Here is a 20296-nt window from a genome sequence, read left to right as displayed (position 1 = left end):
AATGACCTCGTTGGGGCTGGCGGCCCGCGGGCCGCCGCCGTGTAGTCAGAATTCGCTGGTAACGGACAGGCCCAGGGTGCGTGGGTCGCCGAACATCACCCCGGCGCTCTGGAAGCCGCCGGGCAGGGTGTGGTTGCGGTACTCCTTGTCGGTCAGGTTGTTGACGTAGGCGCTGATGCGCGTGGTTTCCCCCGGCAGCTCCCAGGTGACCCGGGCATTGCCCAGGGTGTAGCCGCCGCTGCGCATGCTCCGGGTCTGGTTGTTGGAGAAGAAGTACTGGCGGCTGCGGCTGTTCCAGTCGGTGCCGAGGATCAGCGCGCCGCCGACGTTCAGCGGAATGCGGTAGTCGGCGCCAAGCACCGCCGAGACGTTCGGCGCGCGGACGAACTTGTTGCCGGAGAAGTCGTCGCTGCCCGAGGTGTAGTCGGTGAACTCGGTGTGCAGCAGGCCGACGGCGAAGTTCAGGTGCAGGTTCTCCAGCGGAATGGCCTCCAGCTCGAGCTCGGCGCCGTAGGCCTCGCCCTGGGCGCCGTTGGCCAGGCGCGAGACGGTCTGGTTGTTCACCGCAGTGACGATGTTGAGCTGGATGTCCTTGTAGTCGTAGTAGAAGACGGCGGCATTGGCATTCAGCCGGCCGTCGAACCACTCGGACTTGAGGCCCAACTCATAGGATGTCAGGTATTCCGGGTTCACCGTGGCCACCGTCGCCTGGCTGGTGACCCCGGCGTTGTAGCCGCCGGAGCGGAAGCCGTAGGCATAGCGGAAATACACCCGGGCGTTGTCGGCGAGGCGGTATTCCGGGGTCAGGTCGTAGGTCCAGTCGCTCCAGGTATTGCTGTCGTCCTGGGTCGCGGTGACCACCAGCGGCGTGCCGACGCTGCCGATCTTCCACCAGTCGCCGCCAGTGAAGCCGGCCTCGCCCTGGTTGGCATGGCGGATCAGGTCGATGTCCTTGCGCTCGCGGGTCCAGCGCAGGCCGGCGGTGAGCTTGAAGTCGTCGCTGAAGCGGTAGGTGGCGCTGCCGAACAGGGCGTAGCTTTCGCTCTGGTGGTCATAGCCGAGGTTGTTGTAGCTGCGCGATATGTAGGTGTTGTCCAGGGTGGCGTTGGCGGTGCGCGATTCCAGGTCTTCATGGAAGTAATGGAAGCCGAGCACCCAGTTGAGGCGGTTCTCGCGTGGCGAGGCCAGGCGCAGTTCCTGCGACCACTGCTGGCTGTCGGCATAGTTGTAGCCCCGCTGCAGCTCCAGCGGGGTGTTGTCGCCGTCGCTGAAAGCGTCGCGCTCGAAATGCTCGAAGGCAGTGATCGAGGTCAGCTCCAGCTCGCCGAGTTGCCAGGCCAGGTTGAGGTTGCCGCCGGTCTGCTCGACGTTCACCTTGTACTTGGCGTTGTAGTTGACCTCGCCCTGCCTGGGCTCGACGCGGTAGCCGAACTGGTTGCTGCCATCCGCTCGCAGCCCGTAGTTGACCGTGCTGTAGCCGGCGGTGTCATGGTAGCGGCGCGCGTGCAGGTTGAGGTTGGCTTCCAGCTCGTCGTTGATCCGCGCCAGCAATTGCAGGCGCGCGGCACTGTCCTCGAGGGCGCCCTGGCTGTCGTGGTCGGCCAGGTTCTCGTTGTAGCCGTCGCGGCCCTGGTGGCGGAACGACAGGCGTGCGGCCAGGCGCTCGTCGATCAGCGCATCGCTCAGTGCCCCCTCGACGACCCGCTCGGCATAGCTGCCGAGGCCCGCCTTGAAGTAGCCGGAGCGATCGAAGGTCGGCTTGCGCGAGATGAAATTGATCGCGCCGCCGGTGGTGTTCTTGCCCCACAAGGTGCCCTGCGGGCCGCGCAGCACTTCCACGCGCTCCTGGTCGAACAGCGGGAAGCTGGTGGCGCTGATGTTGGCGATGTAGACATCATCGACATAGATACCCACCGGGCTGACCGTGTTGGCGCCCTGGTCGCCGGTGCCGAGGCCACGGATCCACCAGCGCGGGCGGCCATGGGCCTCGCTGGTGCCGGCCGAGGCATTGGGGATGAACTGGGTCACTTCGTTGGCCGATTGCAATGCGCTGTCACGCACCCTGTCGCCACTCAGTACGGAGATCGAGGAAGGGACTTCCTGCAGGGTCTCTTCGCGCTTTTGCGCGGTGACCGTGATCTTGCTCAGGGTCGGGTTGCCGGTGTCCTCCGCGCTCGAACGGGTGTCTGTCGTTTCGCTGGCATGCACCATCGGCAGGGCGATGCCGGCCAGTCCGCCGAGGGACCAGGCGATCGCGATGGAAAGGGTGTGAGGTTTCAACATATTGCCCCCAATGCGGCGTGATTCGAGCCAGGTCTGCCGGCCTGGCCCGTGGCTGTCGTGTCGTAGGCGACTCGTGCTGGTGAGGTCGCAGCAGGGGCTATCGCAACAACCGTACCGGGTCGCTGGAGAGGGCGATATAAAGGCTCAATCAATTGAAAGTAATGGGTTTTTATTTATTGGATGGCTCTTTTGAACGTACCGTGGCTACTGCTCTGGCAGCAGTGGCTGCTGTTGGCGTGCTGCTCTGGAAGCAATGAACTATTTATATTTATATTGAATATGCAAATAAACATTTAAGATTTTTTTTATATATGCAGATCGGGCACTATGGCGCTCTCCAGGCTTCACACGGGTTCGCCGATATGTCTCTGATCACCCACCCCCAGGCCCGCGAACTGACCAAGTCGGTACGCGCTACCGTGCTGGTGTTCAAGGACCCGCGCTCGCAGGAATTGCTCAACCGTATCGAACGGCTGGCGCCCAGCGAGGCGAATGCGCTGATCATGGGCGAGACTGGGACCGGCAAGGAACTGGTGGCGCGCCATGTGCACCACCTGAGCCGTCGTCACCAGGCGCCGTTCGTCGCTGTGAACTGCGGCGCCTTTCCGGAGAGCCTGGTGGAGAGCGAGCTGTTCGGCCACGAGAAAGGCTCTTTCACTGGCGCTACCAGCAACAAGGTGGGCTGGTTCGAGGCGGCCAATGGCGGCACCCTGTTCCTCGACGAAATCGGCGACCTGCCGTTGTCCATGCAGGTCAAGCTGCTGCGGGTGCTGCAGGAGCGCGAAGTGGTGCGGCTGGGCTCGCGTACGCCGATTCCGATCGACGTGCGGGTGGTGGCGGCGACCAACGTCAACCTGGCCGATGCGGTGGTGGCGGGGAATTTCCGCGAGGACCTGTTCTACCGCCTGCATGTCGCCACCATTCGCCTGCCACCGTTGCGCGAGCGCCCCGGCGATATCCTGCCGCTGGCCGAGTTCTTCGTGAACGAGCATTGCCAGCGCCTGGGCTACCAGCGTGCCAGCCTCAGCGCCGAGGCCGAGCGCAAGCTGTTGATGCACAACTGGCCGGGCAATATCCGCGAGCTGGAGAACGCCATCCACCATGCGCTGCTGGTATGCCGCCACCAGTTGGTGCAGCCGTCCGACCTGCAACTGGCGGAAATGCGTTCCAGCTCTGCCAGCCCGCGGCTCGATACGCCGGTCCAGGCTATTGGCGCGGCACAAGAGGTGAGCCTGGAGGCGGCGCTGAATGCGCTGTACGAGCGGAACCTGCCGGACCTCTACGAGCATATCGAGGAAGTCCTGTTTCGCACGGCCTACCGCTTCTGCCATGGCAACCAGTTGCAGACCGGGCGCCTGCTCGGCATCAGCCGCAATATCGTGCGGGCGCGGTTGGAGAAGATCGGCGAGCTTTAAGAAGCCGTTCACGATCCTGTGAGCCGGAACCACCATCGTAGGGGGCGCCATGCGCGCCGATTTCACCGCTCAGGTGCGCATGGCGCACCCCTATGGGCTTGTGACTGCCGCCGGTAGCGCCGGCGGCAGTCGCGCTTCAGAGGATATCGCTGTTGAAGCGCCCTTCGGCAGCCAGTTTGCGCAGCGGCTCGCGCAGGCTGGGCTGTTCGCGTTTGCGCAGGTCTTCCGGCAGGGTGTCCGGGCTGGCCAGGTGGCCGATGGCGACGGCGGCCTGGAACTCGTAGTCCTCCGGGACCTCCAGGGCAACACGTGCCCGCGCACCGTCGAAACCGCCCATGGCATGGCTCACCAGGCCGTCGTGGGCAGCCTGGTGAGCCAGGTTGGCCCAGGCCGCGCCAGTGTCGAAGGCGTGGCTGGGGAAGGGCGCCGGCTGTTCCTTGCCGGGGGCGACGAAGCTGCGCTTGGACAGCACGAACAGCAGTGCCGAGGCGTTGGCGGCCCAGCGCTGGTTGAAGGGCAGCAGCAGGTCGAGGAAGGTGTCCCATTCGGCGCTACCGCGCAGCGCGTAGAGGAAGCGCCAGGGCTGTGCGTTGTACGCCGAAGGCGCCCAGCGCGCCGCTTCCAGCAGGCTGTCGAGCTGCTGGCGGGTGATCGGCTCGCCGCTGAAGGCGCGTGGCGACCAGCGTTCGGCGAACAGCGGGTTGATCGGGTGTTCGGGTTGACGAGTGCTCATGAAAACTCCTGGTTCTGCCTTGAGGCAGGTTGGGCAATGGGGCCATGTCAGGCGTGGCGTATGGAATGCCCGCTGTCTGTCAGCTGGGTACTTTCAAGCCGCGTTCCACCGCCGGGCGGGCGAGGAAGGCGTCGAGGGCGCGGCGCACGTTGCCGAAGGCGTCGAAGCCTACCAGCCCGCCGGCTTCGTAGAAGCCGACCAGGTTGCGCACCCAGGGGAATATGGCGATATCGGCGATGCTGTAGTCGGCGCCCAGCACCCACTCGCGGCCTTGCAACTGGCGGTCCAGCACGCCGAGCAGGCGGCTGGATTCGGCGGCGTAGCGCTCGAGCGGGCGCTTGTCCTCGATCGCCTTGCCGGCGAACTTATGGAAGAAGCCGAGCTGGCCGAACATCGGGCCGATGCCGCCCATCTGGAACATCAGCCACTGCAGCGCCTGGTAGCGTTGCGCTGCGTCTCCGGGCAGCAACTGGCCGCTCTTTTCCGCCAGGTAGACCAGGATCGCGCCGGACTCGAACAGCGCCAGCGGCTGGCCGTCCGGGCCGTTGGGGTCGAGGATCGCCGGGATCTTGTTGTTCGGGCTGACCGAGAGGAATTCGGGGGTGAACTGGTCGCGCGTGTCGAAGCTGACCTTGTGCGCCTCGTAGGGCAGGCCGATCTCTTCGAGCATGATCGAGACCTTGACCCCGTTGGGCGTCGGCAGGGAATACAGTTGCAGGCGTTCAGGATGTTGCGCGGGCCATTTGCGCGTGACGAGGAAGGGCTCTAGGGCGGTCATTTAGAATCCTGTGGAACAAGGCAGGGAAGCGTCGAGATTAACCGAAAGTGGCGGGTTTGGGCGCGTGGGGCGAGCTGCTTTAGCGGCTTATTGCGCTATATCGTGATGCGCCTCGAGAAAAGCGCTGGAGTCTGGAAAGCCGAACGAAAGAGGCCGGGTTACCTCGTGCGTCTGGTCCGGCCTCCCTGTGCTGCCGGGTGCGCCGCGCGCACCGGTTGCATCGCCGTCCAGGGGCGGCGCGGCGCACCCTACAGCAGGACCAGCACCAGCGGTAGGCTCAGCGCCGCCAGCAGGGTCTGCAGGGTGATGATGCCGGCCATCAACTGGCTGTCACCGCCGAGCTGGCGTGTCAGTACATAGGCGGTGGGCGCGGTGGGCAGGGCGAAGAACAGCACCAGTACCGTGCTTTCCATGGCCGGCAGGGCCAGCAGGCGCGCCACGCCGTAGGCCAGGGCCGGGACGGCGAGCAGGCGCAGTGCGCAGTTCCAGCCGAGGGCTGGCACTTCGCCATGCAACTGCCGGGGCTGCAGTGCCGCGCCGACGCAGAGCAGCCCCAGTGGCAGGCTGGCGGCGGCCAGCAAGGCGAGCAGGCGCTCGCTACCGCCGGGCAGGCCCAGCCCTGACAGGTTGATCGCCGCACCAGCCAGGCAAGCGAGGATCAGCGGGTTCTTCAGCATCGGCAGCAACAGGCTGCGAGCGCTGGCTCCATGCTCGGCCAGCAGCGCCCAGACCGACATGGCGTTGACGATGGGGATCATCAGCGCCAGCATCAGTGCCGCCAGGGCCAGGCCATCCGGGCCGTACAGGCTGCCCAGCGTCGCCAGCCCGAGGTAGGTGTTGAAACGCAGGATGCCTTGGGCTATGGCGCCGAAACGGGCCGCCGGCCAGGCGAATAGCCGGCGCGCCAGCAGCAGCGCCAGCCACAGCAGGCCCAGCCCCAGCACCACGGCCAGCGCCAGGCGCGGCAGCGCCGGGTTGTCCAGCGGCGCGCTGGCCAGGTTGCTCAACAGCAGCGCCGGGAACAGGACGAAATAGTTGAGGCGTTCGGCGCCGGGCCAGAAGGCCTCGTTGGGAAAGCCGGCACGGCGCAGCAGGTAGCCGGCGACGATCAGGGCGAACAGCGGCCACAGCGCCAGCAGCAGGGCGATCATGGCGATCAGCGGCGCGGCAGCGGGCGGGTGCGTCCGCTGCCGTCGATGGCGACGAACACGAACACCGCCTCGGTCACCTTGCGCCACTCCTGGGAGACGGGATCTTCACTCCAGACTTCGACCAGCATCTGGATCGAGCTGCGGCCCACTTCCAGCGTCTGGGTATAGAAGGACAACTGCGCACCCACGGCCACCGGCACCATGAAGGCCATGCGCTCGATGGAGACGGTCGCCACCCGGCCTGCCGCGGCCCGGCTGGCCATGGCGGTGCCGGCCAGGTCCATCTGCGCGACCAGCCAGCCGCCGTAGATGTCGCCGAAGCCGTTGGTCTCGCGCGGCAGCGCGGTGATTTGCAGGGCGAGGTCGCCCTGCGGGATCGGGTCTTCCTGTTCGTAATCTTTCATCGTCGACTCGGAGCGCAATTGTTTTTGTGGTCTGCCATCCTGTGGGCCGTCATTATCGCGACGGCAAAAATTGCGCCCGGCAATTTCTTGTGGCGCAAACCCGCGTGGTGGCGGAACTGGCGAGTACAGCGACGAGACTGGCGCAGATGGCGGGCTTTTGCAATTACCCAGGGCGACTGCGCTATAGCGTTATTCACTGGAAAGGGGCTTCGACAAAAGCGCTGGGCTGGAAAGCTGGACGAAAAGGCCGAAAGCGCTTGACCGGTTTTTGGCGCTGACGTGCACACTGTCCAGGCTCCAGGCTCCAGGCTCCAGGCTCCAGGCTCCAGGCTGTAACTGGATTGTCACATTCGATTCATAGAGTGTTCATACGGTCTGCCGATACTGGCCACCGTTCCACCAACACTTCCCAAGTACATCCCTGCCAGGAGCAAGGTATGAAACTGAATCGTTTGATGGCGGCCCTGACCTTCGTTGCCGCTGGTGTAGGCACTGCCGCCAGCGCTGTGGCGGCGGTCGATCCTGCACTGCACAGCTATGAGAAGACCTCCGGCGTATCAGGCAACCTCTCCAGCGTCGGTTCCGACTCGCTGGCCAACCTGATGACCCTGTGGGCTGAAGAGTTCAAGCGCAGCTACCCGAACGTCAATATCCAGATTCAGGCCGCCGGTTCTTCCACCGCGCCGCCCGCTCTGACCGAGGGTACCGCCAACCTGGGCCCGATGAGCCGTCCGATGAAGGACAACGAGATCCAGGCCTTCGAAGAGAAGTATGGCTACAAGCCGACCGCCGTACCGGTGGCGATCGATGCCCTGGCGGTGTTCGTGCACAAGGACAACCCGATCAAGAGCCTGGACATCGAGCAGGTCGACGCGATCTTCTCCAGCACCCGTCTGTGCGGTGGCGCCAAGGACCTCAAGACCTGGGGCGACCTGGGCCTGACCGGCGAGTGGGCGGCCAAGCCGATCCAGTTGTTCGGTCGCAACTCGGTATCCGGTACCTACGGTTACTTCAAGGAAGAAGCCCTGTGTAAAGGTGACTTCAAGTCCAACGTCAACGAGCAGCCGGGTTCGGCTTCCGTGGTGCAGTCGATCTCCAGTACCCTGAACGCCATCGGTTATTCGGGCATTGGCTACCGCACCTCCAGTGTTCGCGCCGTTCCCCTGTCCAAGGGTGGCGAGGCCTTCGAGGCCAGCGAAGAAAACGCCCTGGCCGGCAAGTTCCCGCTGGCGCGCTTCTTCTACGTCTACGTCAACAAGGCGCCGAACAAGGCTCTGAGCCCGCTGGACGCCGAGTTCGTCAAGCTGGTGCTGTCCAAGCAAGGCCAGGACGTGGTGGTCAAGGATGGTTACATCCCGCTGCCGAAGAAAGTCGTCGACAAGGCGCTGAAAGACCTGGGTCTCTGATTCCATAGGAGTCAGGCCGCACGCCCGCCACGCATCCAGCGCTGGCGGGCGTCTTCGTTTCGGTGTTCTGTAATTTATTTGTCACATGGCCGCTATAGGCTTTGGCCGGAGCCGCTTACGCCCGTGCGATGGTGCGTGGGCCGTTTTCGGACAGTATCCCGGAGGGCCGTATGGCCCACCCTGGCAGGAATGAAATAACGCCATGACCGCTCACTCGAAATTGCAACGGCTGGACTTCAATACCCCAGCCCTGCAGCGCAAGCGTCGCCTGCGCGCCCTCAAGGATCACCTGGCGCGCTGGTATGTCTCCATCGGGGGGCTGGCCGTGCTGGCGGCTATTACCCTGATATTCTTCTATCTGGCGAGCGTGGTGCTGCCGATGTTCCAGGGCGCTAGCCTGGAGCGGCAGGATGCACGGCAACCGGCCTGGCTGGCCGAGGCCGGCGAACCGCTGTTGCTGGCGATGGAGGAGCAGAACCAGGTGGCATTGCGCCTCGGGCGTGATGGCCATATCCAGTTCTTCGACACCGACTCCGGGCGCGCGCTGTCGAAGGTGGCGTTGCCGCTGCCGGAAGGCAGCCAGGTGGTTTCCATCGGCCAGGATGTACCGGGTAGCCGCCGCGTGGTGCTGGGCCTGAGCAATGGCCAGGCACTGGTGCTGGAGCATCACTACCGGATCAGCTACCCGGACAACAAGCGCCTGATCGAACCCCAGGTGACCTATCCCTTCGGTGGCCAGCCGGTCAGCCTGGATGAACAGGGGCGCCCGCTGGAGCATGTGGCGGTCAGCCAGAACGGCTCGACCCTGCTGCTGGCGGCTTCCACCGGCAATCAACTGCATGCCGTGCGTATTTCCAGTACGGAAAACCTGCTGACCGGCGAAAGCAGCCAGGAGCAGAGCGAACTGGCGCTGCCGCAACTGTCCGAGCCGATCAAGGTGCTGTTGGTCGATCCGCGGCAGATGTGGCTGTACGCGATCAGCGGCCAGGCCAGCGCGGATGTCTTCGACTTGCGCCAGCAGCAGCTCAACGGGCGCTACAAGCTGGCCAGCGGCCAGGCCGAAGTGACCAGCGTGACTTCGCTGCTCGGTGGTATCTCGCTGCTGGTCGGCGATTCCAAGGGCGGTATCGGCCAGTGGTTCATGGTGCGCGATGAGCATGGCCAGTCGGAGCTGCGCAACGTCCGCAACTTCAGCCTGGGCGACAGCCCGGTCACCCAGATCCTGCCGGAAGAGCGGCGCAAGGGCTTTCTGGCGCTGGATGCCAGTGGCACCGTCGGCATCTTCCACAGCACCGCGCACCGCACCCTGCTCAAGGAGTCGGTGGCCGAGGGCACGGCCATCGCCGCATTGTCGCCGCGTGCCAACCGCCTGCTGGTGGAGAGCGCTGGCAAGCTGCAGGGCCTGGTGATCGACAACCCGCACCCGGAGATTTCCTGGAGCGCGCTGTGGGGCAAGGTCTGGTACGAGAGCTATCCCGAACCTGACTACGTCTGGCAGTCGACTTCCGCCAACACCGACTTCGAGCCCAAGCTGAGCCTCGCGCCGCTGGCCTTCGGTACGCTCAAGGCGGCCTTCTACGCGATGTTGCTGGCGGCACCGCTGGCGATCTGCGCGGCCATCTACACCGCCTACTTCATGGCGCCGCGCCTGCGCAGCAAGGTCAAGCCGGTGATCGAGCTGATGGAAGCGCTGCCGACGGTGATCCTCGGCTTCTTCGCCGGCCTGTTCCTCGCGCCGTTCCTCGAGAGCCACCTGCCGGGTATCTTCAGCCTGCTGTTGCTGATGCCGGTGGGCATCATCGCCGCCGCCTATGGCTGGAGCCGCCTGCCGGAAAGCCTGCGACTGCGCGTGCCGGACGGCTGGGAAGCGGCCCTGCTGATCCCGGTGGTGCTGCTGGTCGGCTACGGTTCGCTGGCGGTCAGCGGCTATCTGGAGAACTGGTTCTTCGGCGGCGACATGCGCCTGTGGCTGACCAACGAGATGGGCATCCCCTTCGACCAGCGCAACGCCCTGGTGGTCGGCCTGGCGATGGGCTTCGCGGTGATCCCGACCATCTACTCGATCGCCGAGGATGCGGTATTCAGCGTGCCCAGGAGCCTGACCCTGGGCTCCCTGGCCCTCGGTGCCACGCCCTGGCAGACCATGACGCGGGTGGTGATCCTCACCGCCAGCCCGGGCATCTTCTCGGCACTGATGATCGGCATGGGCCGTGCGGTGGGCGAAACCATGATCGTGCTGATGGCCACCGGCAACACGCCGATCATGGAGGCCAATATCTTCCAGGGGCTGCGCACCCTGGCGGCCAACGTGGCGGTGGAAATGCCCGAGTCGGAGGTTGGCAGCAGCCACTATCGCGTGCTGTTCCTGGCGGCGTTGGTGCTGCTCATGTTCACCTTCGTCATGAACACCCTGGCCGAACTGATCCGCCAACGGTTGCGGGGCAAGTATGCAAGCCTGTAATTGCCAAGGCGCAGCCGTCAGCGGCTGCCGGAAGATTTCGAACAAAGGTGTAAATCCGTGAAAAAGGATTCCCTCAAAGGCTGGTTCAATAGCGGTTCGCCGTGGATCTGGATGAACGCGGGCGCGGTGTCCGTCGCCGTGATCATGACCATCGGGCTGCTGGCGGTGATCGCCGTGCGCGGGCTCGGGCACTTCTGGCCGGCGGATGTGATCGTCGCCGACTACCAGGTGCCGGGCAGCGAGTCGCGCCTGCTGGCCGGTGAAGTGGTACAACTCGAGGAAGTGCCGCGTGCGCGGCTGGCGGCCTCCGGCCTGCCGGTGAACGCCGAGGGTGGCGAGTTCATGACCCGCGAGCTGCTCAAGGTGGGCAACCGCGAGGTCTACGGCGCCGACTTCACCTGGGTGGTCGGCGAGTGGCTGAGCAACCCGCGCACGCCGAAGGACCTGATCGCGGTCGAGCGCCGCGAGTGGGGCAACTTCTATGGCTTCCTGGTCAACGTCAAGGAAGACGGCAAGCTGGTGGCCGAAGGCGAGGGTGCCTGGAACGAGCTGCAGAAGCGCATCGCGCGCGTCGACGAGCTGCATGGCAATATCGCGCAACTGGAGAAGGTCGACATCGGCCGCATCAACCACGGTCTCGAACGCCTGCGCTTGAAGACCCGCAAGCTGGAGCTGGATGGTCGCCTCGACGCCCAGGCCCAGGCGGAGCTGGACGCCGAGCGCGATGGCTGGCATGCCGAGTACGAAGTGCTGGAGGCCGAACTGACGGCGCTCTACCAGACCTTCAACCGCGACAGCATGACTGTGCGCACCGCCGATGGGCATGAGCTGGAAGTCAGCCTGGGCAAGGTGGTGCGGGCCTTCCAGCCCAACGCCATGTCGGTGCCGCAGAAGCTCGGTTTCTATTTCGCCAAGCTGTGGGAATTCGTCAGCGACGAGCCGCGTGAGGCCAACACCGAAGGCGGTATCTTCCCGGCGATCTTCGGTACCGTGCTGATGACCCTGATCATGGCGGTGATCGTCACCCCGTTCGGCGTGATCGCGGCGGTCTACCTGCGCGAATATGCCAAGCAGGGTTTCCTCACCCGGGTGATCCGCATCGCCGTGAACAACCTGGCCGGCGTGCCGTCGATCGTCTACGGCGTGTTCGGCCTGGGCTTCTTCGTCTATGTGCTGGGCGGTTCCATCGACCGCCTGTTCTTCCCCGAGGCCGCGCCGGCGCCGACCTTCGGTACGCCGGGCCTGATGTGGGCCTCGCTGACCCTGGCGATCCTCACCCTGCCGGTGGTGATCGTCGCTACCGAGGAAGGCCTGGCGCGTATTCCGCGGATGATCCGCGAAGGCTCCCTGGCCCTCGGCGCGACCAAGTCGGAAACGCTGTGGAAGGTGGTGCTGCCGATGGCCAGCCCGGCGATGATGACCGGCCTGATCCTGGCGGTGGCGCGCGCCGCCGGCGAGGTGGCGCCGCTGATGCTGGTGGGCGTGGTCAAGCTGGCACCGGCGCTGCCGCTGAACGGCAACTATCCTTACCTGCACCTGGACCAGAAGATCATGCACCTGGGCTTCCACATCTACGATGTCGGCTTCCAGAGCCCCAACGTCGAGGCGGCGCGCCCACTGGTCTATGCCACCGCACTGTTGCTGGTACTGGTAATCGCCTTGCTCAACTTCAGCGCCATCTACATCCGTAACCACCTGCGCGAGAAATACAAGGCGCTTGACCATTAACAGCCGATAAAGGCGCTGGAGGCTGAAGGCCGGACGAATGTCGCTTTTCGTTCAGCCTCCAGCGTTCAGCCTCCAGCGATTCGAGGAAACAAGCCATGCAGCAAGAAGTTCACTCCCATACCCACGCCATCGACATCTCTGCCCTGGGGCGCGACAAGCGCACCCTCGATCTGGCCAATGAAACGGTGGCCATCGAAGTGCCCGGCCTGAGCCTGTTCTACGGTCAGAAGCAGGCGCTGTACGATGTCAGCATGAATATCCCGAAACAGCGCGTGACCGCGTTCATCGGCCCGTCCGGTTGCGGCAAGTCGACCCTGCTGCGCTGCTTCAACCGCATGAACGACCTGGTCGACGGTTGTCGCATCGAAGGCGCCATAAACCTCGATGGGCACAACATCTACCGCAAGGGCGAGGATGTCGCCGACCTGCGCCGCCGTGTCGGCATGGTGTTCCAGAAGCCCAACCCGTTCCCCAAGAGCATCTACGAGAACGTCATCTACGGCCTGCGCATCCAGGGCATCAAGCAGAAGCGTGTGCTCGACGAGGCCGTCGAGTGGGCGCTCAAGGGCGCGGCGCTGTGGGACGAAGTGAAGGACCGCCTGCACGAGTCGGCGCTCGGCCTGTCCGGCGGCCAGCAACAGCGTCTGGTGATCGCCCGGACCATCGCCGTGCAGCCGGAAGTGCTGCTGCTCGACGAACCCAGCTCGGCACTCGATCCGATCAGTTCGTTGAAGGTCGAAGAGTTGATCTACGAACTGAAGTCCAAGTACACCATCGTCATCGTCACCCACAACATGCAGCAGGCGGCGCGGGTTTCCGACTACACCGCCTTCATGTACATGGGCAAACTGATCGAGTATGGCGACACCGACACGCTGTTCACCAACCCGGCCAAGAAGCAGACCGAAGACTACATCACCGGGCGCTACGGCTAAAAAAGCCGATAAAAACGACAACGGCGCTGAAGGCTGGACGGAAGAGCTCCTACGTCCAGACTTCAGCCTTCAGCCTTCAGCGGCTTTTCAGGAGTTTCTGATGAACAAAGACAGCCATACCCAACATATTTCCCAGCAGTTCAACACCGAGCTGGAAGAGGTTCGCAGCCGCCTGCTGGCGATGGGCGGCCTGGTGGAAAAGCAGGTCAACGATGCCGTCACCGCCCTGATCGAGGCCGACTCCGGCCTGGCCCAGCAGGTGCGCGAGGTCGATGATCAGATCAACCAGATGGAACGCAATATCGACGAGGAGTGCATCCGTATTCTCGCCCGTCGCCAGCCGGCGGCCTCCGACCTGCGGCTGATCATCAGCGTCTCCAAGTCGGTGATCGACCTCGAGCGCATTGGCGACGAGGCTTCCAAGATCGCTCGCCGCGCCATCCAGTTGTGCGAAGAGGGCGAGGCGCCGCGTGGTTATGTGGAAGTCCGTCATATCGGCGACCAGGTGCGCAAGATGGTGCAGGAAGCGCTGGATGCCTTCGCCCGTTTCGACGCCGACCTGGCGCTGTCGGTGGCGCAGTACGACAAGACCATCGACCGCGAGTACAAGACCGCCCTGCGCGAACTGGTCACCTACATGATGGAAGACCCGCGGGCGATCTCCCGGGTGCTGAACGTGATCTGGGTGCTGCGCTCGCTGGAACGCATCGGCGACCACGCGCGCAATATCTCGGAGCTGGTGATCTACCTGGTGCGAGGCACCGACGTTCGCCACCTGGGCCTGGCGCGGATGAAGGAAGAAGTGCAGGGCAAGAGCGAGGGCGAGGCGTAACCGGCGGGCATCGGCCCGCTGGTCTTGCGAGCATCCAGTGAAACCCGATTGATTGCGCTGGCGTGTCCATGCGCACGGGTTTCACCAGCCCTCCAGCCCTTTCCCACCAGCCGCCCGAGTCGCTCGGGCGTCAGAGAATCCGCAGCGGCCAGGAGACGATCAGGCGCAACTGGTCCACGTCCACATCGGACTGCCCGGAGATGCGGTGCGTCGCCTGGCGCAGGTGGAAGGTCAGGTCCTTGGCCTTGCCGGCCTGCACAACGTAGCGCGCCTCGATATCCCGTTCCCAGTGCTTCTCATCGTCGCCATAGTAGGCATAGGGCGTTCCCGCCCGCAGGGTGCCGCCGTCGATATCACTGCCACGGATATAGCGCGCCATGAACGACAGGCCTGGTACGCCGAGAGTGCTCAGGTCGAGGTCATAGCGAATGCGCCAGGAGCGCTCGTTGGGGCCGTTGAAGTCGGCGTACTGCGAAGAGTTGGCCAGGTAGATCGAGTCGTGGAAGCCGCCGCCGCCGAGGCCCAGGTAGTCGAAGGGCTGGTCGCCGTGGATGCGCTGGTGCGCCAGGGTCAGCTTGTGCGCGCCGAAGCGGTAGGCGGCGGCCAGCGACCAGGCGGTGACCTGGATATCGCCGGCCAGTGCGCGGCCTTGGTCGAGGCTGCGGTAGAGGTTGAAGTCGAGGTTCAGCCCGCGTCCTCCATCCAACTCGATGTCGTAGTTGCCGTTCAGGTAGTACTGCCGCCACAGGTCTTCGTAGCGCGAGGCGTAGAGCGTCACGCCGAGGTTGGGGCGCAGCGAGTGGCTGGCGCCGATGAAGTCGACATCGCCACCCTCCACGCCGGCGTAGGCGGCACGGAAACCGCCATCGTGGTGTGTGCGGTTGAAGTCACGGGCGGCGGTGAAGTGGCCGGCTTCCAGGTCGATGCCGGGAATGTCCTGGCTGCTCAGCAGGAAGCCGGTGGCGGTGGCCGGTATCAGGCGGGCGTCGGCCAGCGCCAGCACCGGGTTATAGGGGCGCAGCTCGCCGTATTTCAGTTCCGTGCCGGACACGCGCAGTTTCAACGCGGCGCCTGCCGTGCTGGCTTCGCCACGTGAACTACCGTCGCTGTCGGGCACCAGCAGGCCGGTGTCGGCGCGGTCGCGCTGGCTGTCGAGCTTGAAGGCGGCGTAGGCGTGGGCCTCCAGGCCGAAACCGACGGTGCCCCGGGTGTAGCCGGAGCTGTAGGCCAACTGGAAGCCCTGGCCCCATTCGCGCTTGTCGGCGGCGCCCTTGTGGCCGTCGTGGTCCCAGTAGACGTTGCGCGACAGCAGGTTCAGGCTGCTGTCCTCGATAAAACCTTGCGCGGCGGCCAGCGTCGGCAGGGCCAGAGCGGACAGCAGAAACAGGGTGTTGGCGTGTTTTCTGGACATGAGTGTTCCCCCATTCCGGGCCATGCCCGGAATTTCCAATGGTCATATGAAGAGTGAGTGGCGCTCCCCGAGGCGGTTGGCCGCTTCGTCATGGGGCGCGGAGCGATCAGCCGCGTAGGGTTCATATAGGGTGCGCCGTGCGTACCTGGACGGCGCGACAGCGGGGCCTATGGCGAACCCTGCGGTTTGTCTCAGAGCTGTTGTTCCCCGTGCCAGGGCACCAGCTTCTTCTGTAGCGCACGCAGGCCGATTTCCATGCTGGCGGCGATCAGCGCGATGATCAGGATGCCCAGCAGCACCACGTCGGTGGCCAGGTATTGCGCCGCCGACTGCACCATGAAGCCCAGCCCGCGGGTGGCCGCCACCAGCTCCGAGGCGACCAGCGTGGACCAGCCGACACCGAGCCCGATGCGCACCCCGGTGAGAATGTCCGGCAGGGCGCTGGGCAGTACCACGTGGCGGATCAGTTGCCAGCCGCTGGCGCCCAGCGAGCGCGCCACGCGCAGCTTCACCGGATCGACGCTGCGTACGCCGTTGGCGGTGGAGATGGCGATCGGAGCGAAGATCGCCAGGTAGATCAGCAGCACCTTGGACAGTTCGCCGATACCGAACCAGATGACGATCAGCGGCAGGTAGGCCAGCGGCGGGATCGGCCGGTAGAACTCGATCAGCGGGTCGAGGATGCCCTGGGCGATGCGGTTGCGGCCGATGGCGATGCCGACCGGGATCGCCACCAGCAGCGCCAGGAGCAGTGCCACGCCGATGCGTGCCAGGCTGGTGCCCAGGTGCTGCCAGAGGGTGGCGTCCAGGTAGCCGCGGGTGGCGAGCTGCCAGAACTTGTCCAGCACCGCTTGCGGCGAGGGCAGGAACAGCTCCGGCACCACTTCCAGCCAGGTCACCAGCCACCAGGCCAGCAGCAGGCCGAGCAGCGTCAGGGCGCCGATCTGGCGGGTGCCCAGGCGCCATTTGCCACGGCGTGGCGGCGGCGCTTCGGCGGGGTTGGCGATGTTCTGCAGCGACTGGCTCATGCGGCGCTCTCCTGCTGGTGGCGGGCGAAGACCCGTTCGAGTATCCGCTCGCGGCGGGCGATGAAATCGGGTGCCGATTTCACCTGGCGGGCGGTTTCGCCGGCGGCATAGCGGCGGCTGAAATCCAGCTCCAGGCGGTCGACGATACGTCCGGGATTGGCTGCCAGCAGCAACAGGTCGGTGGCGAGGAACACCGCTTCCTCGATGTCGTGGGTGATCAGCAGGATCGGTTTGCCGGTGCGCTGCCAGACGTTCAGCAGCAACTCCTGCATCTGTTCGCGGGTGAAGGCGTCGAGGGCGCCGAAGGCTTCGTCGAGCAGCAGTACGCGTGGGTCGGCGGCCAGCGCCCGGGCAATGCCGACGCGCTGGCGCTGCCCGCCCGAGAGCTGCCAGACCTGGCGCCGCTCGAAACCGGCCAGGCCGACCAGCGCCAGCAGTTCGGCGGCCCGCTGCTCGCGCTCGCTACGCGCCACCCCGGCCAGCTCCAGGCCGAAGGCGACATTGCCCAGCACGTCCTGCCAGGGCAGCAGGGCATCGCCCTGGAACACCACGCCACGGTCGGCGCCGGGGCCGCGGATCGGCTCGCCGTCCAGGGTGATCTCGCCGGCAGTGGGCTCGACGAAGCCGGCGATCAGGTTGAGCAGCGTGGTCTTGCCGCTACCGGATGGCCCGAGGGCGACCAGCAACTGCCCGGGGACCAGTTCCAGCGAAACGTTTTCCAGTACCGGCAGGCCCTGCTCCTGGTAGGAGGCGCTGACCTGGCGCAGCTTCAATCGAGCCATGGACGGAGCCTCCTGGTCATTGCGCCGCGCGCACGGCGTCGCTGCTGACGAATTCGGCATAGCTGGGGCGTACGCGATCGACCCGGCCCTGTTCCTTGAGGAATTCTGCGGTGGCGGCGATGGCCTTGGCGGTGCCGCCGCCGAGCCAGGCTTCGGACAACTGCTCGTCACGGTTGGGGAAAGCCGAGCCGGCCAGCAGTTCGGGCACGTCCGCCGGCTCGGCGCCGGTCAGCCGGGCGATGCTGGCGACCTGCGGCGAGGCGGCGTCCCAGGCGGCGGGGTTTGCGTTGTAGTCGGCGAAGGACTTCAGCGTGACCTCGGCGAAGCGTGCCAGCACCTCGGGGTGTTTCTCGGCGAAGTCCTTGCGCGCCACCCACACCTCGAAGGTCGGCGCGCCCCAGCGCCCCACTTCGGCGGCATCGGTGAGCACCTTGCCGTCCTTCTTGATCTCGCCCAGGGCCGGCGACCAGACGAAGGCGCCGTCGATGTCGCCGCGTTTCCAGGCGGCGGAAATCTCGGCCGGCTGCAGGTTGACGATCTTCACCTTGGAGGCGTCCAGGCCCCAGTGCTTGATGGCTCCGAGCAGGCTGTAGTGGGAGGTGGAGACGAACGGCGTGGCGATGGTCTTGCCGAGCAGGTCCTGCGGGTCATTGATGCCGCTGCCGTTGCGCACCACCAGCGCTTCGGCGGAGTCGATGCGCGCGGCGACCAGGAAGGTCACCAGCGGCAGCCCGCGCGAGGTGGCGGCGGCCAGCGGGCTGGAGCCCAGGTTGCCGATCTGCAGGTGACCGGAAGCCAGCGCGGTGACCACCTCCGGACCGCTGTTGAAGCGACGCCAGTCGAGTTTCTCGCCGATGGCTTTCTCATAGGCGCCTTCGGCCTGTGGCACCTTGGCCGGGTCGATGCCGGTCTGGTAGCCGATGACGATATCGGCGGCCTGGACCTGCAGGGCCGTGGCGGTCAGGGCCAGGGCGAGGCCCAGGCGGCGGAAGATCCGTGAAGCTGGTTTCATGCAAGTATTCCTCGATGGCTGCAATGCCGTCGACTGGAACGGCATGGGCGGGATTATTGGAACGGCTGGGTTGTAATGCGCCGGCAGTCCGGTGAGGGGATGATAGAAACAGGCATTGCGTTATAAAAATATTATTTATGAATTAGCTTATTCGCTGGATATTAATTGTTTTTATTTCGGGCAGCATGAAGACCAGAATTAACGACGTGCCGTTATCCGGTTGTAAATGGGGTTCGGGATTGAAAATTCAGTGTGAGGTTTTTCGAATTTCCCCTTTTCCGTTTATTGTCGTGGAAGTGTCTCGTTATTGCCTGCAAGTCCGTCGATGGATTGACCGCAGGATGGGGCGAGCCGCCAGGCGATGCCCTCCGGCGGCCCCGGGATGATGGCTATCGCTATTGCGCCCAGGCGGTCGATCATTCCGGCAGCGGATAACGGGCGCGTCGCTCCAGGTCATCCAGGTGCATATGGTTGCGCATATATTGCTGTGACGCATCGCTATGTGCCTGGTGGTCCCATGAATGCAACTTGCCCTGGTTCAATGCCGCGTTCACCAGACGCCTGCGCCGCTGGCTGGCAAGTACTTCGGAAGTTATGCCGGATATATTCCAGCGTTGTTGCGCTTCGTCGATAAAGTCTTGAACGATTGCCTGGCAATCCGAATTCGATGCGAGGTTTTCACTTTCCTCCGGGTCATTCTCCAGGTCGAACAGCATCAGCGGGTCCTGACGGCTGTAGATGAACTTGTAGCGACCGCGACGGATCATCATCAGCGGGCTTTGCGTGCCTTCGCCCATATATTCGCCGAATACTTCGTCATGGCCGCTTTCACCGCGCAGGTGCGGTAGCAGGGAGCGGCCATCGAGGGGCAGTTGCGGATGGGTTTCGCCGCCGGCCAGTTCCACCAGGGTCGGCAGCAGATCGGCGGTGGATACGCTGGCGCCGACCCGGCGCGCGGCGAAACGCCGTGGCGCGCTGATCAGCATCGGCACCCGCGCGGCCATCTCGAACCAGTTCATCTTGTACCAGAGGCCTCGCTCGCCGAGCATGTCGCCGTGGTCGCCGGAGAACACCACCAGGGTGTCCTCGGCGAGGTCGCAGTCCTCCAGGGCCTTCAGCAGCAGGCCGATATTGTCGTCGACATAGCTGCAGGCGCCGAAATAGGCGCGGCGAGCGGCGCGGATGCGTTCCTCGGGCAGTTCCCGCTGCCACAGGTCGATGACCTTGAGCAGACGCTGTGAGTGCGGGTCCTGCTCGGCCTGGGGGATGACCTGGCGCGGCAGCGGGATGTCCTCGTCGCGGTAGCGGTCCCAGTATTCCCGGGAAATGCTGTAGGGGTCGTGGGGATGGGTCAGCGAGACAGTCAGGCAGAAGGGGCGCGGGTCATTGCCGCGCACATGGTCGAACAGGTACTGGCGCGCCTTGAACATCACTTCTTCATCGAAGTCGAGCTGGTTGGTGCGCACGCAGGGGCCTGCCTGCAGCACCGACGACATATTGTGGTACCAGCTCGGGCGCACCTCGGGTTCATCCCAGTCGACCGTCCAGCCGAAGTCCGCCGGGTAGATGTCGCTGGTCAGGCGTTCTTCGTAGCCGTGCAACTGGTCCGGGCCGCAGAAATGCATCTTGCCCGATAGCGCGGTGCGGTAGCCGAGCCGGCGCAGGTAGTGGGCGTAGGTCGGCGTGTCGGCGGCCAGTTCGGCGGCGTTGTCGTAGCCGCCGATGCGGCTGGGCAATTGCCCGCTCATCAGGGTGAAGCGCGAGGGCGCGCACAATGGGCTGTTGCAATAGGCGGAATCGAACACCACGGAGCGCTGTGCGAGTGCCATCAGGTGCGGCATCTTCACCGGGGAGTGGGCGTCGTAGAGCGGCAGCATGGGGGCCGCCATCTGGTCGGCCATGATGAAGAGGATGTTCGGGCGCTGCATGTCAGAAGG

The 20296-nt window shown here is 64.8% G+C and carries 16 protein-coding genes; 6 read left to right on the top strand and 10 right to left on the bottom strand.

The genetic code is table 11. The features are described from left to right. Positions 1-45 precede the first annotated feature (45 nt). On the bottom strand, positions 46-2283 hold the full coding sequence (locus DNJ95_RS01205) for a TonB-dependent receptor (protein ID WP_131182900.1): 2238 nt from the start codon (positions 2281-2283) through the stop codon (positions 46-48). A gap of 362 nt (positions 2284-2645) precedes the next feature. Here DNJ95_RS01205 and DNJ95_RS01200 point away from each other — a divergent pair, with 362 nt between their 5' ends. Continuing rightward, positions 2646-3698, top strand: coding sequence for a sigma-54 interaction domain-containing protein (locus DNJ95_RS01200; RefSeq protein ID WP_131182899.1), 1053 nt, complete (start codon positions 2646-2648; stop codon positions 3696-3698). Positions 3699-3834: 136 nt separating this feature from the next. On the opposite strand, the gene DNJ95_RS01195 is transcribed toward DNJ95_RS01200, so the two are convergent. The 4 genes from DNJ95_RS01195 to DNJ95_RS01180 all read right to left on the bottom strand — a co-directional run bounded on the left by DNJ95_RS01195 (position 3835) and on the right by DNJ95_RS01180 (position 6764). Further along, on the bottom strand, positions 3835-4431 hold the full coding sequence (locus tag DNJ95_RS01195) for a nitroreductase family protein (RefSeq protein WP_131182898.1): 597 nt from the start codon (positions 4429-4431) through the stop codon (positions 3835-3837). A 79-nt stretch (positions 4432-4510) separates the two neighbouring features. Continuing rightward, positions 4511-5209, bottom strand: coding sequence for a glutathione S-transferase N-terminal domain-containing protein (locus DNJ95_RS01190; protein ID WP_131182897.1), 699 nt, complete (start codon positions 5207-5209; stop codon positions 4511-4513). Between the two features lie 248 nt (positions 5210-5457). Continuing rightward, positions 5458-6360, bottom strand: a complete 903-nt coding sequence (locus DNJ95_RS01185; RefSeq protein ID WP_131182896.1) for an AEC family transporter — start codon at positions 6358-6360, stop codon at positions 5458-5460. A 5-nt stretch (positions 6361-6365) separates the two neighbouring features. Further along, positions 6366-6764, bottom strand: coding sequence for an acyl-CoA thioesterase (locus tag DNJ95_RS01180; protein ID WP_131182895.1), 399 nt, complete (start codon positions 6762-6764; stop codon positions 6366-6368). A 437-nt stretch (positions 6765-7201) separates the two neighbouring features. Here DNJ95_RS01180 and DNJ95_RS01175 point away from each other — a divergent pair, with 437 nt between their 5' ends. The 5 genes from DNJ95_RS01175 to phoU all read left to right on the top strand — a co-directional run bounded on the left by DNJ95_RS01175 (position 7202) and on the right by phoU (position 14126). After that, the gene (locus tag DNJ95_RS01175; RefSeq protein WP_131182894.1) at positions 7202-8170 is read left to right on the top strand and encodes a phosphate ABC transporter substrate-binding protein PstS family protein; all 969 of its coding nucleotides are present in this window, start codon (positions 7202-7204) and stop codon (positions 8168-8170) included. Positions 8171-8372: 202 nt separating this feature from the next. Continuing rightward, positions 8373-10631: an ABC transporter permease subunit gene (locus DNJ95_RS01170; RefSeq protein WP_131182893.1), complete on the top strand. Its 2259-nt coding sequence runs from the start codon at positions 8373-8375 to the stop codon at positions 10629-10631. A 57-nt stretch (positions 10632-10688) separates the two neighbouring features. Then, a complete protein-coding gene (pstA, locus tag DNJ95_RS01165; protein WP_131182892.1) occupies positions 10689-12359 on the top strand; it encodes a phosphate ABC transporter permease PstA in 1671 nt (556 codons plus the stop codon). A 95-nt stretch (positions 12360-12454) separates the two neighbouring features. Further along, complete coding sequence (gene pstB / locus DNJ95_RS01160) at positions 12455-13294, top strand: phosphate ABC transporter ATP-binding protein PstB (protein ID WP_131182891.1); 840 nt, start codon at positions 12455-12457, stop codon at positions 13292-13294. Between the two features lie 97 nt (positions 13295-13391). After that, positions 13392-14126, top strand: a complete 735-nt coding sequence (gene phoU / locus DNJ95_RS01155) for a phosphate signaling complex protein PhoU (protein ID WP_131182987.1) — start codon at positions 13392-13394, stop codon at positions 14124-14126. A 130-nt stretch (positions 14127-14256) separates the two neighbouring features. Here phoU and DNJ95_RS01150 read toward each other — a convergent pair whose 3' ends face one another. The 5 genes from DNJ95_RS01150 to betC all read right to left on the bottom strand — a co-directional run bounded on the left by DNJ95_RS01150 (position 14257) and on the right by betC (position 20287). Then, entirely contained in the window at positions 14257-15537 is a 1281-nt protein-coding gene (locus DNJ95_RS01150; RefSeq protein WP_131182890.1) for an OprD family porin, read from the bottom strand. A gap of 191 nt (positions 15538-15728) precedes the next feature. Beyond that, entirely contained in the window at positions 15729-16565 is an 837-nt protein-coding gene (tauC, locus tag DNJ95_RS01145) for a taurine ABC transporter permease TauC (protein ID WP_131182889.1), read from the bottom strand. Further along, positions 16562-17347, bottom strand: coding sequence for a taurine ABC transporter ATP-binding subunit (gene tauB / locus DNJ95_RS01140; RefSeq protein WP_131182888.1), 786 nt, complete (start codon positions 17345-17347; stop codon positions 16562-16564). Before tauB ends, tauC begins: the two co-directional genes overlap by 4 nt. Before the next feature lie 16 nt (positions 17348-17363). After that, positions 17364-18359: a taurine ABC transporter substrate-binding protein gene (tauA, locus tag DNJ95_RS01135; RefSeq protein ID WP_131182887.1), complete on the bottom strand. Its 996-nt coding sequence runs from the start codon at positions 18357-18359 to the stop codon at positions 17364-17366. A gap of 416 nt (positions 18360-18775) precedes the next feature. Beyond that, entirely contained in the window at positions 18776-20287 is a 1512-nt protein-coding gene (gene betC, locus DNJ95_RS01130; protein ID WP_131182886.1) for a choline-sulfatase, read from the bottom strand. Positions 20288-20296: the final 9 nt, after the last annotated feature.

Source organism: Stutzerimonas kirkiae (assembly GCF_004327335.1).
Lineage (GTDB): Bacteria > Pseudomonadota > Gammaproteobacteria > Pseudomonadales > Pseudomonadaceae > Stutzerimonas > Stutzerimonas kirkiae.
This window is presented reverse-complemented; position numbering and strand designations above follow the sequence as displayed.

What these genes read in the sequence shown, in the direction of transcription:
- DNJ95_RS01205 (WP_131182900.1), bottom strand. Translation starts at nt 2,283, where the DNA reads ATGTTGAAACCTCACACCCTTTCCATCGCGATCGCCTGGTCCCTCGGC.
- DNJ95_RS01200 (WP_131182899.1), top strand. Translation starts at nt 2,646, where the DNA reads ATGTCTCTGATCACCCACCCCCAGGCCCGCGAACTGACCAAGTCGGTA.
- DNJ95_RS01195 (WP_131182898.1), bottom strand. Translation starts at nt 4,431, where the DNA reads ATGAGCACTCGTCAACCCGAACACCCGATCAACCCGCTGTTCGCCGAA.
- DNJ95_RS01190 (WP_131182897.1), bottom strand. Translation starts at nt 5,209, where the DNA reads ATGACCGCCCTAGAGCCCTTCCTCGTCACGCGCAAATGGCCCGCGCAA.
- DNJ95_RS01185 (WP_131182896.1), bottom strand. Translation starts at nt 6,360, where the DNA reads ATGATCGCCCTGCTGCTGGCGCTGTGGCCGCTGTTCGCCCTGATCGTC.
- DNJ95_RS01180 (WP_131182895.1), bottom strand. Translation starts at nt 6,764, where the DNA reads ATGAAAGATTACGAACAGGAAGACCCGATCCCGCAGGGCGACCTCGCC.
- DNJ95_RS01175 (WP_131182894.1), top strand. Translation starts at nt 7,202, where the DNA reads ATGAAACTGAATCGTTTGATGGCGGCCCTGACCTTCGTTGCCGCTGGT.
- DNJ95_RS01170 (WP_131182893.1), top strand. Translation starts at nt 8,373, where the DNA reads ATGACCGCTCACTCGAAATTGCAACGGCTGGACTTCAATACCCCAGCC.
- pstB (WP_131182891.1), top strand. Translation starts at nt 12,455, where the DNA reads ATGCAGCAAGAAGTTCACTCCCATACCCACGCCATCGACATCTCTGCC.
- DNJ95_RS01150 (WP_131182890.1), bottom strand. Translation starts at nt 15,537, where the DNA reads ATGTCCAGAAAACACGCCAACACCCTGTTTCTGCTGTCCGCTCTGGCC.
- tauC (WP_131182889.1), bottom strand. Translation starts at nt 16,565, where the DNA reads ATGAGCCAGTCGCTGCAGAACATCGCCAACCCCGCCGAAGCGCCGCCG.
- tauB (WP_131182888.1), bottom strand. Translation starts at nt 17,347, where the DNA reads ATGGCTCGATTGAAGCTGCGCCAGGTCAGCGCCTCCTACCAGGAGCAG.
- tauA (WP_131182887.1), bottom strand. Translation starts at nt 18,359, where the DNA reads ATGAAACCAGCTTCACGGATCTTCCGCCGCCTGGGCCTCGCCCTGGCC.
- betC (WP_131182886.1), bottom strand. Translation starts at nt 20,287, where the DNA reads ATGCAGCGCCCGAACATCCTCTTCATCATGGCCGACCAGATGGCGGCC.